The 13,804-nt window shown below is 63.6% G+C and carries 14 protein-coding genes; 1 reads left to right on the plus strand and 13 read right to left on the minus strand.

Going from position 1 to position 13,804, the window contains the following annotated elements:
- Nucleotides 1-7: 7 nt before the first annotated feature.
- The 4 genes from ispG to ndk all read right to left on the minus strand — a co-directional run bounded on the left by ispG (nucleotide 8) and on the right by ndk (nucleotide 4,455).
- Nucleotides 8-1,324 carry a flavodoxin-dependent (E)-4-hydroxy-3-methylbut-2-enyl-diphosphate synthase gene (ispG, locus tag B0G75_RS28760; RefSeq protein ID WP_106313433.1) on the minus strand — a complete coding sequence of 439 codons (1,317 nt, stop codon included), beginning with the start codon at nucleotides 1,322-1,324 and terminating at the stop codon, nucleotides 8-10.
- A gap of 86 nt (nucleotides 1,325-1,410) precedes the next feature.
- On the minus strand, nucleotides 1,411-2,499 hold the full coding sequence (locus B0G75_RS28765) for a RodZ domain-containing protein (RefSeq protein WP_106313434.1): 1,089 nt from the start codon (nucleotides 2,497-2,499) through the stop codon (nucleotides 1,411-1,413).
- A gap of 217 nt (nucleotides 2,500-2,716) precedes the next feature.
- Nucleotides 2,717-3,868, minus strand: coding sequence for a 23S rRNA (adenine(2503)-C(2))-methyltransferase RlmN (gene rlmN, locus B0G75_RS28770; RefSeq protein WP_106313481.1), 1,152 nt, complete (start codon nucleotides 3,866-3,868; stop codon nucleotides 2,717-2,719).
- Between the two features lie 161 nt (nucleotides 3,869-4,029).
- Nucleotides 4,030-4,455 (minus strand): nucleoside-diphosphate kinase, encoded by a 426-nt coding sequence (gene ndk / locus B0G75_RS28775; protein WP_012433533.1) that lies wholly within the window; start codon nucleotides 4,453-4,455, stop codon nucleotides 4,030-4,032.
- A 305-nt stretch (nucleotides 4,456-4,760) separates the two neighbouring features.
- Between ndk and B0G75_RS28780 the strand changes: the two genes are divergently transcribed.
- On the plus strand, nucleotides 4,761-5,459 hold the full coding sequence (locus B0G75_RS28780; protein ID WP_012433534.1) for a Bax inhibitor-1/YccA family protein: 699 nt from the start codon (nucleotides 4,761-4,763) through the stop codon (nucleotides 5,457-5,459).
- Nucleotides 5,460-5,588: 129 nt separating this feature from the next.
- Here the strand turns inward: B0G75_RS28780 and B0G75_RS28785 are convergent, their stop codons facing one another.
- From B0G75_RS28785 to B0G75_RS28825, 9 genes are all read right to left on the minus strand, one after another.
- Nucleotides 5,589-6,362, minus strand: coding sequence for an MBL fold metallo-hydrolase (locus B0G75_RS28785; protein WP_106313435.1), 774 nt, complete (start codon nucleotides 6,360-6,362; stop codon nucleotides 5,589-5,591).
- A 7-nt stretch (nucleotides 6,363-6,369) separates the two neighbouring features.
- Entirely contained in the window at nucleotides 6,370-7,509 is a 1,140-nt protein-coding gene (gene bamC / locus B0G75_RS28790) for an outer membrane protein assembly factor BamC (protein WP_106313436.1), read from the minus strand.
- 132 nt (nucleotides 7,510-7,641) lie between these two features.
- Entirely contained in the window at nucleotides 7,642-8,568 is a 927-nt protein-coding gene (gene dapA, locus B0G75_RS28795; protein ID WP_106313437.1) for a 4-hydroxy-tetrahydrodipicolinate synthase, read from the minus strand.
- A gap of 43 nt (nucleotides 8,569-8,611) precedes the next feature.
- Nucleotides 8,612-9,214, minus strand: coding sequence for a bifunctional 2-polyprenyl-6-hydroxyphenol methylase/3-demethylubiquinol 3-O-methyltransferase UbiG (locus tag B0G75_RS28800; protein ID WP_106313438.1), 603 nt, complete (start codon nucleotides 9,212-9,214; stop codon nucleotides 8,612-8,614).
- 26 nt (nucleotides 9,215-9,240) lie between these two features.
- Entirely contained in the window at nucleotides 9,241-10,443 is a 1,203-nt protein-coding gene (locus tag B0G75_RS28805) for a tryptophan--tRNA ligase (protein ID WP_012433539.1), read from the minus strand.
- A 6-nt stretch (nucleotides 10,444-10,449) separates the two neighbouring features.
- Nucleotides 10,450-11,112, minus strand: a complete 663-nt coding sequence (locus tag B0G75_RS28810) for a site-2 protease family protein (protein WP_012433540.1) — start codon at nucleotides 11,110-11,112, stop codon at nucleotides 10,450-10,452.
- A gap of 47 nt (nucleotides 11,113-11,159) precedes the next feature.
- The gene (locus B0G75_RS28815; protein ID WP_012433541.1) at nucleotides 11,160-11,795 is read right to left on the minus strand and encodes an L-threonylcarbamoyladenylate synthase; all 636 of its coding nucleotides are present in this window, start codon (nucleotides 11,793-11,795) and stop codon (nucleotides 11,160-11,162) included.
- 130 nt (nucleotides 11,796-11,925) lie between these two features.
- Nucleotides 11,926-12,756 carry a 3',5'-nucleoside bisphosphate phosphatase gene (locus tag B0G75_RS28820; protein WP_106313439.1) on the minus strand — a complete coding sequence of 277 codons (831 nt, stop codon included), beginning with the start codon at nucleotides 12,754-12,756 and terminating at the stop codon, nucleotides 11,926-11,928.
- A gap of 119 nt (nucleotides 12,757-12,875) precedes the next feature.
- Nucleotides 12,876-13,760, minus strand: a complete 885-nt coding sequence (locus tag B0G75_RS28825; RefSeq protein ID WP_106313482.1) for an alpha/beta fold hydrolase — start codon at nucleotides 13,758-13,760, stop codon at nucleotides 12,876-12,878.
- Nucleotides 13,761-13,804 lie beyond the last annotated feature (44 nt).

A 13,804-nucleotide genomic window follows, 5' to 3' on the forward strand; every position in this document is an offset into this window, starting at 1 on the left:
CCGATATTTAGTTGGCTACCGTGGCGCGGCCATAGCTGCGCTCGACGTAGTCACTCACGATTTGCTGGAATTCTTGCGCAATGTTATCGCCGCGCAGCGTCTTGACCTTCTCGCCGTCGATGAACACCGGCGCGGCCGGGTTCTCGCCCGAGCCCGGCAAGCTGATGCCGATATTCGCCTGCTTCGACTCGCCCGGACCGTTGACGATACAGCCCATCACCGCGACGTGCATCTTCTCGACGCCAGGATACTGATCGCGCCACACCGGCATCTGCGTGCGCAGATAGGTCTGGATTTGCGATGCGAGCTCCTGGAACAGCGTGCTGGTGGTCCGACCGCAACCCGGGCACGCGATCACCATCGGCGTGAACGAGCGCAGACCCATGGTCTGCAGGATTTCCTGGCCGACGATTACTTCGCCGGTGCGCGAGGCGCCCGGTTCCGGCGTGAGCGAAATGCGGATCGTGTCGCCGATGCCCTGCTGCAGCAACACAGACAACGCCGCGGTCGAGGCAACGATGCCCTTCGAACCCATGCCCGCCTCGGTCAAGCCGAGATGCAGCGCGAAGTCGCAACGACGCGCGAGTTCGCGGTACACAGCGATCAGATCCTGCACGCCGCTGACCTTGCACGACAGAATGATCTGATTGCGCGACAGGCCGAGTTCGACCGCCCGCTCCGCCGAGCCGATCGCCGACTGGATGAGCGCTTCGTACATGACGCTTTGCGCTTCCCACGGCGTGGAACGCGCGGCGTTCTCGTCCATCATCTTCGCAAGCAGGTCCTGATCGAGACTGCCCCAGTTGACGCCGATACGCACCGGCTTGTCGTACTTTGCCGCGGCTTCGATCATCTGTGCGAATTGCGTGTCCCGTTTCGCGCCGTGGCCCACGTTGCCCGGATTGATCCGGTACTTGGACAGCGATTCCGCGCACGCGGGGTAATCGCGCAACAGCAGATGGCCGTTGTAATGGAAGTCGCCGACCAGCGGCACCGACACGCCCATGCGGTCGAGCTGCTCGCGCACGGCCGGCACGGCCGCGGCCGCTTCCGGCGTGTTCACCGTAATACGGACCAGTTCCGAGCCGGCTTGCGCCAGTTCCTTGATCTGGATCGCGGTGCCGATGGCGTCCGCGGTGTCCGTGTTGGTCATCGACTGGATGCGCACGGGTGCGTCGCCGCCGATGGTAACGAGCTGGCCGCCCCAACGGACGTCGACCGCGTGCGACTTGCGCCGCGGTGCGTGGCCGCCGAACACCGGCTCGGTTGAAACGATCTTGCTACTGGATTGGGATTGAGCTTCGGATTGCATCGAAAAACCCATTTACGCCGCATGCGCCACACAAAAGACGTCGCGCCTGAATTGAAAAAGCGCCGCGGACCGGTTGGCCGCGGCGCATACCGTATCTGTCAAGGCAGCGCGAAACGCGCCACGTTGCCTTTGGCCGCCGCATATTTCGACGGATCGACCGGCTGGCCATCGAGCGTCAGCGAGTCGAGGCCGGCCCTGTTGCCGAGCGTGACCTTGAACGGCGCTTCGCCCGTTACCGCCTTGGTATCGCCTGCGTGCACGAGGCCGGAAAACACTTCCTTGCCATCTTTGCCACGCACGCTGAACCAGCTATCCTGCTTCACGCTCAACGCAACGATCGACTGACCTGCAGCCGGCGTCACCGTAGCCGCCGGTGCGCTCGCGCCCGGCGCCGTTGCCACAGCCGGTGCTTGTGAGCCCGTCTTCGGCGCGGCCGTCATTGCCGTGACTGCCGGCGCCGACGAAGGTGCCGCACCCGTGGCAAGTGGCGCGGGCATCGGTGTAGCCGACGCTGCATTCTCCGCCGCCTGCGTGTCCGTCGCTGAAGCAGCCTCTTCCGCAGTCGCTTCCGAACCTGCCGACTGGCCCTGCGCCACCGCGCCCGATGCGCCGGTCGAGCCGCCAGCGGCGCCATTCGCGCTCGCTTTCAAGCGCGCCAGCCAGGCCGACGAATCGCCGCCATTGGTGTGCCACATGCCAAGCGCGATCACCGCGACGATCACCGCCGCCACACCCCACAACCACGAGCGGCTCTTTTGCCCGCTGCCGCCCAGCGAGAGCGACACCTTGCCGCGCGGCAAGTCCCTACCCGACGACGCCGGCATTGACAGATCCGGCGCGGGCACACCCTTTTCGCGGCGCAGCGCCGCCGTGAACGGCGTGGGATCCGCACCGAGCATTTTCGCGTAGCTGCGCACCACGCCGAGCGCGAAGGTCGTATCCGGCAAGTGGCTGATGTCGCCCGATTCGAGTGCGCGCAACTTGATGACCGACACTTTCAAACGCGCCGACACGTCGTCGATCGTCCAACCTTTCGATTCACGCAATTGGGTCAAGCGCGCGCCAACCGCCGCCAACGAATTCATCCCCGGCTGCACAACAGGCTGCACTGCCGCCCGTGCGACTGGCGCCGGATGGCCTTCGTTCGTGTCTGTGTCCTGCGGCTGCGGGTGCTGCGGCTCACTCATCCCAAATCCTTTCGCGTCGATTCTTTTTCACTCGTGCAACCCGGACGGGCTCAAGCCTCACGTCCGAATCGCAGACCGTTTATAACAAAATGTGCGGCCTTGTGCGCCGCTTCCGATCGCTTCTGCAAACTTTCTTTTCAATCGACGCCGGCACAGCAGGTTGTCGCGCGTTCGCGGAGTTTTCTCCGGACGCCGGCGCCCTGCCGTTCCCGCGCGATTACACGGCGCGAACCTCGATCACCTTGGCTGCCTTCCCGGTGCGCTCAGCGAGGCGGGTGCGGTCTTTCACCGCGCCGGCCAACTGACCGCAGGCAGCGTCGATATCATCGCCGCGTGTTTTACGCACCGTGGTGACGACGCCCGCGTCCATCAACACTTGTGCAAACCGCTTGATCTGTTCCGGTTTCGAGCGGATGAGGCCCGATTCGGGGAACGGATTGAACGGAATCAGGTTGAACTTGCACGGCACGTCGCGCGTGAGCGCCAGCAATTCGCGCGCTTGCGCTTCGCTGTCATTGACGCCGTCGAGCATGCAATATTCAAACGTAATGAAGTCGCGCGGCGCGACCTTCAGATAGCGCTGGCAAGCCGCCATCAGTTCGCGCAGCGGATACTTCTTGTTCAGCGGCACCAGCATGTCGCGCAGCGGATCGCTAGGCGCATGCAAGGAGACCGCGAGCGCTACCGGCAGATCGGCGCCGAGCCGGTCCATCATGGGCACGACGCCCGAGGTGGACAGCGTGACACGGCGGCGCGACAGGCCGTAGGCGTTGTCGTCGAGCATCAGGCGCATGGCCGGCACGACTGCGTCGTAATTGAGCAGCGGCTCGCCCATGCCCATCATCACGACGTTCGTGACAACCCGCTCGCCCTTGCCGTCGCCGCCCGTGGCGCGGCCGCCATCAATACCGCGCGACGCGCGCAGCGCGAACTCGGCCATGCGCAACTGGCCGATGATTTCGGCGGTGGTGAGATTGCGGGAGAAACCCTGTTTGCCGGTCGAACAGAAACGGCAGTTGACCGCGCACCCGGCCTGCGACGACACGCACAGCGTGCCACGCGTTTCTTCGGGGATATAGACGGTTTCGACCGCGTTGCTGTTGCCGACGTCGATCAGCCACTTGCGTGTGCCGTCGGTAGAAATATTGTCGCTGACGATGCCCGGCATCGAGATCGTGGCGCGCCCTTTGAGCTTTTCGCGCAAGGACTTCGCGAGATCGGTCATGCCGTCGAAGTCGGCAGCGTTGTACTGGTGAATCCAGCGCTGCAATTGCTTGGCGCGAAACGGCTTCTCGCCCAGGCTGTCGCAGTAGGCGACGAGCCCTTGGGCGTCGAGGTCGAGAAGGTTGACGGTGGGATTGCTCGTCATATCGAATCCTGCCATTTCAGTGCGAGACTGCGTTCATGCAACAAGCTGCATGAACGCAATGCCGTTCGCGCCCATTCCTGCTGCTTTTACCTTACTACTTTGCCGGGCGATTCGTGCGATAAAACCAGTCGGCTGCACGAATCGCGCGAGGCAAGCTCTGCTTAACGCGAGTAGACGTTCACTTGCGGGAAGAAGAACGCGATTTCGACTGCCGCGGTTTCAGCAGCGTCGGAGCCGTGCACTGCGTTCGCGTCGATGCTGTCAGCGAAGTCGGCGCGGATCGTGCCCTTTTCCGCCTTCTTCGGGTCCGTTGCACCCATCAGGTCACGGTGCTTCAGGATGGCGTTTTCACCTTCCAGCGCTTGCACGACCACCGGGCCCGAGATCATGAAATCGACCAGGTCCTTGAAGAACGGACGTGCAGCGTGCACAGCGTAGAACTTCTCCGCGTCGGCGCGCGACAGGTGAACCATGCGCGAAGCCACGATCTTCAGACCAGCGTTTTCGAAACGGCTGTAGATCTGGCCGATCACGTTCTTGGCCACTGCGTCCGGCTTGATAATCGACAGGGTGCGTTCGATCGCCATAAAAACTCCAAAAAATTAAGAGGTTACAGATTCAAATGAATCCGCTATTGTAGCATGTTCCCGTGTATGATTGCGATTGAACCCTTACAGTGTTGAAAGACTCCAAGCAGGAGTTTCCGATTACTGGTAGCGTAGCCGTGTGGGTATTTTCAGGGCATTGAAACTCCCCGCCCGCGCGCCAATCTTAGGGATGAGAGCGCCGCGGCCAGCGGGCAGGAAATCCCACCGGCGCGCACGACTCGCTACAGTCCGCTTTAACCCGCATCACAACCATACGCATCACGCTTCTGAGGTAAGGAGAGACCATGAACGATCATCCGTATAGCTTTGGCCGCAATGGCGCGGTCAGCACGGTCGAAACGCGTAACCGCGTGCTACGGAACACCTACTGGCTGCTCGCGCTGTCCATGATTCCGACAGTGCTGGGCGCGTGGGTGGGCCTTACCACCGGCTTCTCGCTGTTCGCCGCCACGAGTCCCGCCATGAGCATGCTGGCGTTCTTCGCGATCGCCTTCGGCTTCATGTTCGCCATCCAGAAGACCAAAGACAGCGCGGCCGGCGTGTTCGTGCTACTCGGCTTCACGTTCTTCATGGGCCTGATGCTGTCGCGCATCCTGAGCTTCGTGCTCGGCTTTTCGAACGGCCCGTCGCTGATCATGCTCGCCTTCGGTGGCACTGGTGTGATCTTCGCGTCGATGGCAACCATCGCCACGGTCAGCAAGCGCGACTTCTCGGGTCTCGGCAAGTGGCTGTTCATGGGCGTCATCGTGCTGCTGCTCGCATCGGTCGCGAACGTGTTCCTGCATTTGCCGGCGCTGATGCTCACGGTGTCGGTCATGGCCATCGTCATCTTCTCGGCCTACATGCTGTTCGACGTTCAGCGCGTCGTGAACGGCGGTGAAACGAATTACATCACCGCCACGCTCGCGATCTACCTGGATCTGTACAACGTATTCGTCAACCTGCTGGCGCTGCTCGGTATCTTCGGCGGCAATCGCAACTAAGCGTGATTCGGGGCGGGGCGTTCGAACCCCCCGCTTCGAAGGAAAAAAGCCCATAACGAGCAGTCGTTATGGGCTTTTTTCATGGCGCTGCGGCATCTGCCGCGCCGGGGGCCGAACGTCAGACGCGTATCACACGCTCAGCCAGGCAAATCCCTCATCCTGCGAAGCCACCACCACTTCCGTCGGCGCCGCGCCTAGCACACCGGCCATAGCGGCCTGCGCCAATTCAGGCAGATTGTTCTGCTGGCTCAGATGCGCGGCAACCAGATGGCGCAATCGCGAACGGTCGAGCGAAGCGAGAATTTCAGCCGCCGCGTCGTTGTTCAAATGCCCATGATTGCCGCCGATGCGCGCCTTCAACGACTGCGGATAGCGGCTGCCCGCCAGCATCCGCACGTCGTGATTGCATTCGAGCACCAGCGCGTCGCAGCCGCTCAGCACCGAGCTGATATGCGGCGTGGACGTGCCGACATCCGTTAGTACGCCGAGTCGGCTCGCGCCGTTCGAGAGCACGTATTGCAGCGGCTCGCGGGCGTCGTGCGGAACGGTATAAGGAAGAATGCTGAGGTCGCCGATCGCGACCGCTTCGTCGCCCCACAGCACCTGCAGGTCGACATCGGCCTCGTCGGCGCCCACCGCGCGGGCGGTGCCCCAGCTCATATACAACGGAATCGACCACTTGCGCGCCAGCGTCAACGCGCTGCCAATGTGGTCGCTATGCTCATGCGTAATCAGAATCGCGTCGAGACTTTCGACGCTCGCGCCGAGCCGCGTCAGCCGCCGCTCGACTTCCTTGGCTGAAAAACCGCAGTCGAGCAGCACGCGCGTGGTGGTCGCGCCGCTTTGCGCTTCCACCAGCAATGCATTGCCTTCACTGCCGCTACCGAGACTGGCGAACCTCACGGTCCGCTTAGTTCAGTTGCGCATGCAGCAGCGTCACGATGCGCTGCGCGTCCGACGAATTGTCGACCTGCCCGTTCGCCGTCAGCACCGCCACCTGCGTCACCGTGTCGCCCTTCGAGCGCACGTTGACGAGGAATTCCTGGGTCGGCTTCTTCGACGAATTGCCGCTGTAGAACAGCTTGCCGAGCAGACCTTCTTTTTTGAGCTCCTGCATCGAGTCCGCATAGCGCACGTAGTAGATGCCCTTCGCGCGATCGCGGTTGTCGACCGTGAAGTTGGTGCGGTCGAGCGCGAGGCCCACGCGCAGCCATGCGCGGTCGAACGACTCCGGCAGGTCGAGCGTGGATGCACCCGCGCTCTGGTCGATCGTGGCCGGCGCGACCGCGGTACGCGCGTCGGTTAGCAGTTGCTTCGATTGCGCTTCGGTCAGGCCGAACTTCTGCATCAGCTTCGTAAGGAACAGCGCCTCGAGCGCCGGATCGCGCGGGCGCTCTTCCCAACGCGACGACGTCTTGTCCTGCCCCGTCAACACTTCTTCCATCGCGCTATGGGTGATGGAGATGTCGGTCGTGTCGCCCGGCGCACGCGATACGAGCGTGCGGAAGCTGTCGCGCGTGCCCGACGAATACGCGAAATCGATGACCTTGCCGACGGTGCGGCGGAACCAGTCGTCCGGAATGTTGGCGCGGTTTTCAGCCCAGTCGGTCGTCATGATGCCGGTGGCCGGCGCGTCGGTCTTAAGCGCGAAGCCGTTTTCCTGCCAGAACTCCTGCAACTGCGGCCAGAGCTGATCCGGCGAGCGGCCGTCGACGACCAGCCAGCGGCGATCGCCGTCGCGCTCGATATGCATGCCGAGCGGATCCTGCGCGTTCGGCTGGCCTTCGGTCGTATTGCCGGCGGCCGTCACCGCGCGCTTCTGCGCGCCGCCCAAGGCCAGATTGGCCGGCGGTGCGACATACCGCTCGTCGGTCTTGGTGGTGCTCAAATCGTTCGGAACGGCGAGCGGCGGCGCGCTGCCCGCACCCTTGTAGTTGACGCGGTCGGAAGCAAACCAGTCGTTCAGCGTGTCACAGCCGGCGAGCGTCGTGAGGGCAAGCGCCAGCGCCGCCATGCGGGTTGCGTGGAGGGAAAGTGCGGAACGTTTCATGAGGTCCTTCGTGATGCTGGAACGCGGTGCCTTGGTTCTGTGTGCCGGGAACGTGGGCTGGATCGACGTCGGTTAAGGGAGTGCCGGTGACAGGCTTGGGTGGGCGCTGTGGGTGCCGCGGACGCTATCCGCCTACCCCAGCAGACCCGCTTCGCGCAGCGCGCCGCGCACCACTTCGTGGTATTGCGCGTCGAGCGGCGTGAGCGGCAGGCGGATTCCGCCCTGCACACGACCCAGTTGCTGCAGTGCCCATTTGGCTGGAATCGGATTCGATTCGATGAACAGGTTCTTATGCAGCGACAGGAGTTTCAGATGAATTTCACGCGCGGTCTTCGCGTCTGCGGCCAGGGCGGCCTTGCAAAGATCGCTCATCGCGCGCGGCGCGACGTTGGCGGTGACCGAAATATTGCCGTGGCCGCCGAGCAGCATCAGCGCGATCGCGGTGGGATCGTCGCCGCTGTAGATGCCGAAATGCGCGGGCGCGGACTTGATCAGATGCGCGGCGCGATCGATATTGCCGGTCGCTTCCTTCACACCGATGATGCCCGGCACCTGCGCGCAGCGCAGAATGGTTTCGTTGCTCATGTCGGCAACGGTGCGGCCCGGCACGTTGTACAGAATCACCGGCAGATCGACGGTTTCGGCGATCTTCGCGAAGTGGCGGTAGATGCCCTCCTGCGTCGGCTTGTTGTAGTACGGCACGACCTGGAGCGTGGCGTCCGCGCCGACTTCCCTGGCCTGCTGGGTGAGTTCGATGGCTTCCGTCGTGGAGTTGCCGCCCGAGCCCGCGATCACCGGAATCCGGCCCGCTGTGTGCTCGACCGCGGTCTTGACCATCAGCACGTGTTCTTCGACCGACAGCGTGGCCGACTCGCCGCTCGTGCCGACCACGACGAGAGCGTTCGTGCCCTCCGCGATGTGCCAGTCGATCAGTTTGCGAAACGCCGGCAGATCGAGGCCGCCGTCTTCGAGCATCGGGGTGATGATGGCGGGAATGCTGCCGCGAATCTGAACGCTGTCGTTGCTGCCGAGCTTGCTGCTTTGGTTGCCGTTAGTCATGAAACGCCATGAATTTGATCAGGTAAACCGCGATTGTAGCGGATTAGCCAGCCAACTCGTAACAAGGCGGAGATGCCGCCTGCGCGGGGTCGTCTGAGCGCTCCGCCTCCAGAATTGCGCAGATCCGCTGGACGTAGGCCGGGCGCGGCTGCGCGAGAAAACCGTCCTGAAAAGCGACCACTCGGAGCTGGCCGCGCACGCGGTCGAGAAGCTCGCCGGGCGCCAGCAGAAACGCCGGGTTAGAGGGTTTGCCGACACTTTCGTTTCCTTGCGCGAAGGTCTCGTAAACCAGTACGCCGCCGGGCGCGAGCGCGTGCAAGAGCTGCGGAAAGAGCGGCCGGTGCAGATAGTTCGTCACTACGATGGCGGCGAATTTTGCGTCAGCTGGCAGAGGCCACGCGGCGCCTTCGAGGTCGGCGTGGAGCGCAGTGATTAGCGGTTCACCGCGCAGCGCGTCGAGCGCCGCCGCGTCGCGGTCGATGGCGGTGACGGGATGCCCTAGCGATGCGAAGAAACGCGCATGCCTTCCCGCGCCGGACGCGACGTCGAGCACGGCACCGCCCTTCGTGACCAGATGCGCCCATTCGCGCACCCACGGCGACGGTTCGCCCAATCCATGCACGGCACAGGCAGCGGGAGTACTCATGAGATGGACGCGGCTTGTCAGTTGTGTCAGTTGTATGAGAGCCCCATGGCTTCGCGTACGTCGCGCATCGTTTCCGTGGCGAACTTGCGGGCCTTGTCGCAACCGTCGGCGACGATCGCGCGCAACAGCGACGGATCGTCCATGTACTTCTGCGCGCGCTCGAGCATGGGCTGCTGTTCGCGCAGAATGCCTTCGATCACCGGCTGTTTGCACTCGAGGCAGCCAATGCCCGCGGTGCGGCAACCCTTCTGCACCCATTCGTGGGTGGCTTCGTCCGTGTAGACCTGATGCAGCTGCCACACCGGGCACTTGTCGGGGTCGCCCGGATCGGTGCGGCGCACGCGGGCCGGATCGGTCGGCATGGTGCGGACTTTCTTCGTGATGGTCTCCGCGTCTTCACGCAGGCCGATCGTGTTGCCGTACGACTTCGACATTTTCTGGCCGTCGAGACCCGGCATGCGCGACGCTTCGGTCAACATGGCCTGCGGCTCGACCAGAATGATCTTGCGCGAACCTTCGAGGTAGCCGAACAGGCGCTCGCGGTCGTTCATCGACAGGCTCTGCGATTCCTGCAACATGGCACGCGCCTGTTCGAGCGCTTCGTCGTCGCCTTCCTGCTGGTAGGCGTTGCGCAACTCGTGATAGAGCTTGGCGCGCTTGCCGCCGAGCTTCTTCGCGGCGTCGCTGGCCTTCTCTTCGAAACCCGGTTCGCGGCCGTACAGGTAGTTGAAACGGCGCGCGATTTCGCGCGTCATTTCGACGTGCGGCACCTGGTCTTCGCCAACCGGCACGAGCGAGCCGCGATATAGCAAAATGTCCGCCGCCATCAGCACGGGATAACCGAGGAAGCCGTAAGTGGACAGATCCTTATCCTTCAGCTTCTCCTGCTGCTCTTTGTAGGTCGGCACGCGTTCGAGCCAGCCGAGCGGCGTGCTCATGCCGAGCAGCAGCGCCAGTTCGGCGTGCTCGGGCACCTTGCTCTGAATGAACAGCGTGGCCTGCGCCGGATCGATGCCGGAGGCCAGCCAGTCGATCAGCACGTCCCAGACGTTCTTCTCGATCACTTCGGGCGTTTCGTAGTGCGTCGTCAGCGCGTGCCAGTCGACCACGCAAAAGAAACACGGGTATTCGGACTGCAGCCGCACCCAGTTTTTCAGCACGCCGTGATAGTGGCCGAGGTGCAACGACCCGGTGGGCCGCATGCCGGAGAAGATACGGTCTGGGAACATGGTTATCTAGAAAAGCGAAACAAGAGGAGTCAGAATGGCGGTGATCGCGCTGTAGCCGATCGTGACCAGCGGGTTCAGCCAGTATCGCGTGAGCGTGCCCGTCATGACCAGCGCCATCACGATGAAAAACCCGTACGGTTCGAGGCGCGACAGCGTGATGGACTGCCGCGGCGGCAGCAGCGCCATCAGCACACGGCCGCCGTCGAGCGGCGGCAGCGGAAACAGGTTGAGCACGCCGAGCACGAGATTCACGCCGACACCCGCTCCCGCCATGCGCGTGAAGAACGGCTCGTCCACGTTCAGCACCGCGAGCGCGACACCGAACAGCCCCCAGATCACCGCCTGCACGAAGTTGCAGGCCGGACCCGCCGCCGCGACCCACAGGCTGCCCCAGCGCGGATTGCGCAGGTTGCCGAAGGCGACCGGCACCGGCTTGGCGTAGCCGAACATGAACGCGCCGCTAGTGGCGAAGTACAGCAGCAAGGGAATCGCGATCGTGCCGAGCGGATCGATGTGCCGCATCGGATTGACGGAGACGCGGCCAAGCACGTAGGCGGTATTGTCGCCGAGCCAGCGCGCGACGTAGCCATGGGCGGCTTCGTGCAGCGTGATGGCGAAAATCACCGGCAGCGCGTACACCGCAATGGTCTGTATCAGGGAAGAATCCATAGCTCGTTATTGTAACAACGCGATTGCGTGCGTCTGTCCGCTTTCACTCATGCCGTCTCTGCGAGGCCGAACGGTGCGAGAGAACCGCGCCCCGGCCGCACCAGCACCGGTTCCGCGCCGGTCAGATCGATCACCGTGGACGGCTCGCACACGCACGGACCGCTGTCGATTACCAGATCCAGTTGCTTCTCGAGGCGCTCGCGGATTTCCTCCGGGTCGTTCAACGGCTGGGTTTCGCCCGGCATGATCAGCGTCGAGCCGAGTAGCGGCTGGCCGAGTTCTTCGAGAATCGCCAGCGTGATCGCGTGGTCCGGCACGCGCAGGCCGATGGTCTTGCGCGATGGATGCGACAGGCGCCGCGGCACTTCCTTGGTCGCTTGCAGGACGAACACGTACGGGCCCGGCGTCACCGATTTGATCAGCCGGTATTGGCGGTTGTCCACCATCGCGAAATTGGCGAGCTCCGACAGGTCGCGCACCAGCAGCGACAGCAATTGCTTCTCGTCGAGTCCGCGAATGCGCCGCAGACGCTCGACCGCGTCTTTGTCGTCCAGATGGCAGGCGAGCGCGTAGCTCGAGTCCGTCGGTAACGCGACCACGCCGCCATCGTTGATGATCTGCACGGCCTGCTTGACGAGGCGCGGCTGCGGGTTATCAGGATGAAGCCGGAAGTATTGGGACATGGCGGCTAACGTTGGCTCACGGATGGAAAGCGAATAGATGGCAAATCGAGTTGCGGCTGACGTGCGGCCGAAGATATGCGCCGCGCTCGGCCTGCTTTCGTCGATGACGTGCCGCGACGGCACGGCGCGGTCACAGCCAGCGTTCCCAGACGGGTTTCAGATCGGCGGGCAGCGGGGGCAGCGTGCCGAGATCGACGCGGCCTTCGCCGGGTGCGTGGAAGTCGGACCCGCGCGACGCCTCGAAACCGAAACGGCGCGCGACGTCGGCGTATTCGCGGTACTGATCCGGCGTGTGGCTGCCCGTCACCACCTCGATCGCTTTGCCGCCGAGATCGATGAATTCGGCGAAAAATGCGTCGAATTCGACTGGCGAATACGCGTAGCGGCCTGGATGCGCGATGATCGCTTCACCGCCGGCGGCCTGGATCCAGCCGACCGCGTCGGCCAGTTTGGCCCAACGGTGCGCTACGTAGCCCGGTTTACCGTCGCCGAGAAAGCGGGTGAACACGTCCTGCGTGGAACTGGCGTAGCCGCTTTCCACCATGAAGCGCGCGAAATGGGTGCGCGAAATCATGTCCGGATTCGACACGTATTTGAGCGCGCCCTGATAGGCGTCAGGAATGCCGAGCGTGGCGAGTTGCTCGCCGATCGCCTCCGCCCGCGCCGCGCGGCCGTTGCGCGTACGCGCGAGGCCGTCGATCAGGATCGAACTGGTCGGATCGATGCCCAGCCCGACGATGTGCACCGTGCGCGAAGCCCAGGTAACCGAAATCTCGACGCCGCTCAGATAGCCCATGCCGAGTGATTCGGCGGTGCTCCGCGCTTCGTGCTGCCCGCCCAGCTCATCGTGATCGGTCAGCGCCCACAGCGTCACGCCGCCCGCATGCGCGCGGCGCGCGACGTCGGCCGGCGCGAACTGGCCGTCGGAAACGGTGGAGTGACAGTGGAGGTCGGCGTTCATCGTTGTCTGGAAAAGGTTCTGCACTCATTTTACTGCAACGCAGTAAGCGGACGCAGAGCTATCTCAAAACGAACGCCCGGAAGCGACCGCGTCGGAAACCCTCGAACTTTCCGAAAGCGCTACGCGCAGAATCCCTCGATCAACGCGGCCACCTGTTCCGGCTGGTCGTGATGCACCATGTGCCCCGCTCCGTCGATGATCTTCTCGCGCCAGTCCGGGAACGCCTGAAAGCGCGCCTTGAATTCGTCGAGCGGAATTTCTCCGGCAATCTGCGCGAGCGTCGGCGAGTTGGCCGCCTCCACGTGCAACACCTTTGCGCTTACCTTGCGCCAGGTCGCCATCACTTCGTCGAGGCGGTACAGGGCCGGGCCGCGCAGCTTGTGCGCGGGATCGGCGAGCAGCATGAAGCGCCCCTCGCCGTCCGGCTTCGACCAATGCTGCGCGAGAAACCGCGCGCGCTGCGGGTCGAGCCGCGGATTAGTTTTGATCAGGCGTGCGGCGACGTCGTCGAGCGACGCGTAGCGCTTCAATTGCGGCGGATCGCGCAATTCGTCGAGCCAGTTGCGCAGGCGTTTGGGCGCTTGCGCCGAGTGCGACGGCGCAAGACCGAAGCCTTCCAGATCGACTACCCGCCGCACCCGCTCCGGCCGCACGCCCGCGTACACGCAGGCGATGTTTGCCCCCATGCTGTGGCCGACCAGATTCACTTCGCCGGTCGGCGCGTAGTGGTCGAGCAAGGCGTCGAGATCCGCCAGATAGTCCTGAATCCAGTAGTTGCCACCGCCGTGCTCCGCCACCGGCCAGTCCGACAGGCCGAAACCGCGCATGTCCGGCGCCAGCACCTGCCAGTCGCCGCCCAGCGCGTCGACGACGAACTGGAACGAAGCGGCCACGTCCATCCAGCCGTGCAGCATGAAGAGCATCTGCGCGTCCGGATTGCCCCAACGCCGCACATGCAGACGGATGCCGCGCACGGCAACGAATTCAGACTGGGAAGTGTTCATGAACGGCACGTCCAAAAAAGAATGGTCGTTCGATTATAACGAGA

The sequence above is a fragment of the Paraburkholderia sp. BL18I3N2 genome, from assembly GCF_003001875.1.
Lineage (GTDB): Bacteria > Pseudomonadota > Gammaproteobacteria > Burkholderiales > Burkholderiaceae > Paraburkholderia > Paraburkholderia phytofirmans.

Bases quoted from the DNA above. Each gene is read 5' to 3' on its own strand.
- ispG (WP_106313433.1), bottom strand. From the start codon at position 1,324: ATGGGTTTTTCGATGCAATCCGAAGCTCAATCCCAATCCAGTAGCAAG.
- B0G75_RS28765 (WP_106313434.1), bottom strand. From the start codon at position 2,499: ATGAGTGAGCCGCAGCACCCGCAGCCGCAGGACACAGACACGAACGAA.
- rlmN (WP_106313481.1), bottom strand. From the start codon at position 3,868: ATGACGAGCAATCCCACCGTCAACCTTCTCGACCTCGACGCCCAAGGG.
- ndk (WP_012433533.1), bottom strand. From the start codon at position 4,455: ATGGCGATCGAACGCACCCTGTCGATTATCAAGCCGGACGCAGTGGCC.
- B0G75_RS28780 (WP_012433534.1), top strand. From the start codon at position 4,761: ATGAACGATCATCCGTATAGCTTTGGCCGCAATGGCGCGGTCAGCACG.
- bamC (WP_106313436.1), bottom strand. From the start codon at position 7,509: ATGAAACGTTCCGCACTTTCCCTCCACGCAACCCGCATGGCGGCGCTG.
- dapA (WP_106313437.1), bottom strand. From the start codon at position 8,568: ATGACTAACGGCAACCAAAGCAGCAAGCTCGGCAGCAACGACAGCGTT.
- B0G75_RS28800 (WP_106313438.1), bottom strand. From the start codon at position 9,214: ATGAGTACTCCCGCTGCCTGTGCCGTGCATGGATTGGGCGAACCGTCG.
- B0G75_RS28805 (WP_012433539.1), bottom strand. From the start codon at position 10,443: ATGTTCCCAGACCGTATCTTCTCCGGCATGCGGCCCACCGGGTCGTTG.
- B0G75_RS28810 (WP_012433540.1), bottom strand. From the start codon at position 11,112: ATGGATTCTTCCCTGATACAGACCATTGCGGTGTACGCGCTGCCGGTG.
- B0G75_RS28815 (WP_012433541.1), bottom strand. From the start codon at position 11,795: ATGTCCCAATACTTCCGGCTTCATCCTGATAACCCGCAGCCGCGCCTC.
- B0G75_RS28820 (WP_106313439.1), bottom strand. From the start codon at position 12,756: ATGAACGCCGACCTCCACTGTCACTCCACCGTTTCCGACGGCCAGTTC.
- B0G75_RS28825 (WP_106313482.1), bottom strand. From the start codon at position 13,760: ATGAACACTTCCCAGTCTGAATTCGTTGCCGTGCGCGGCATCCGTCTG.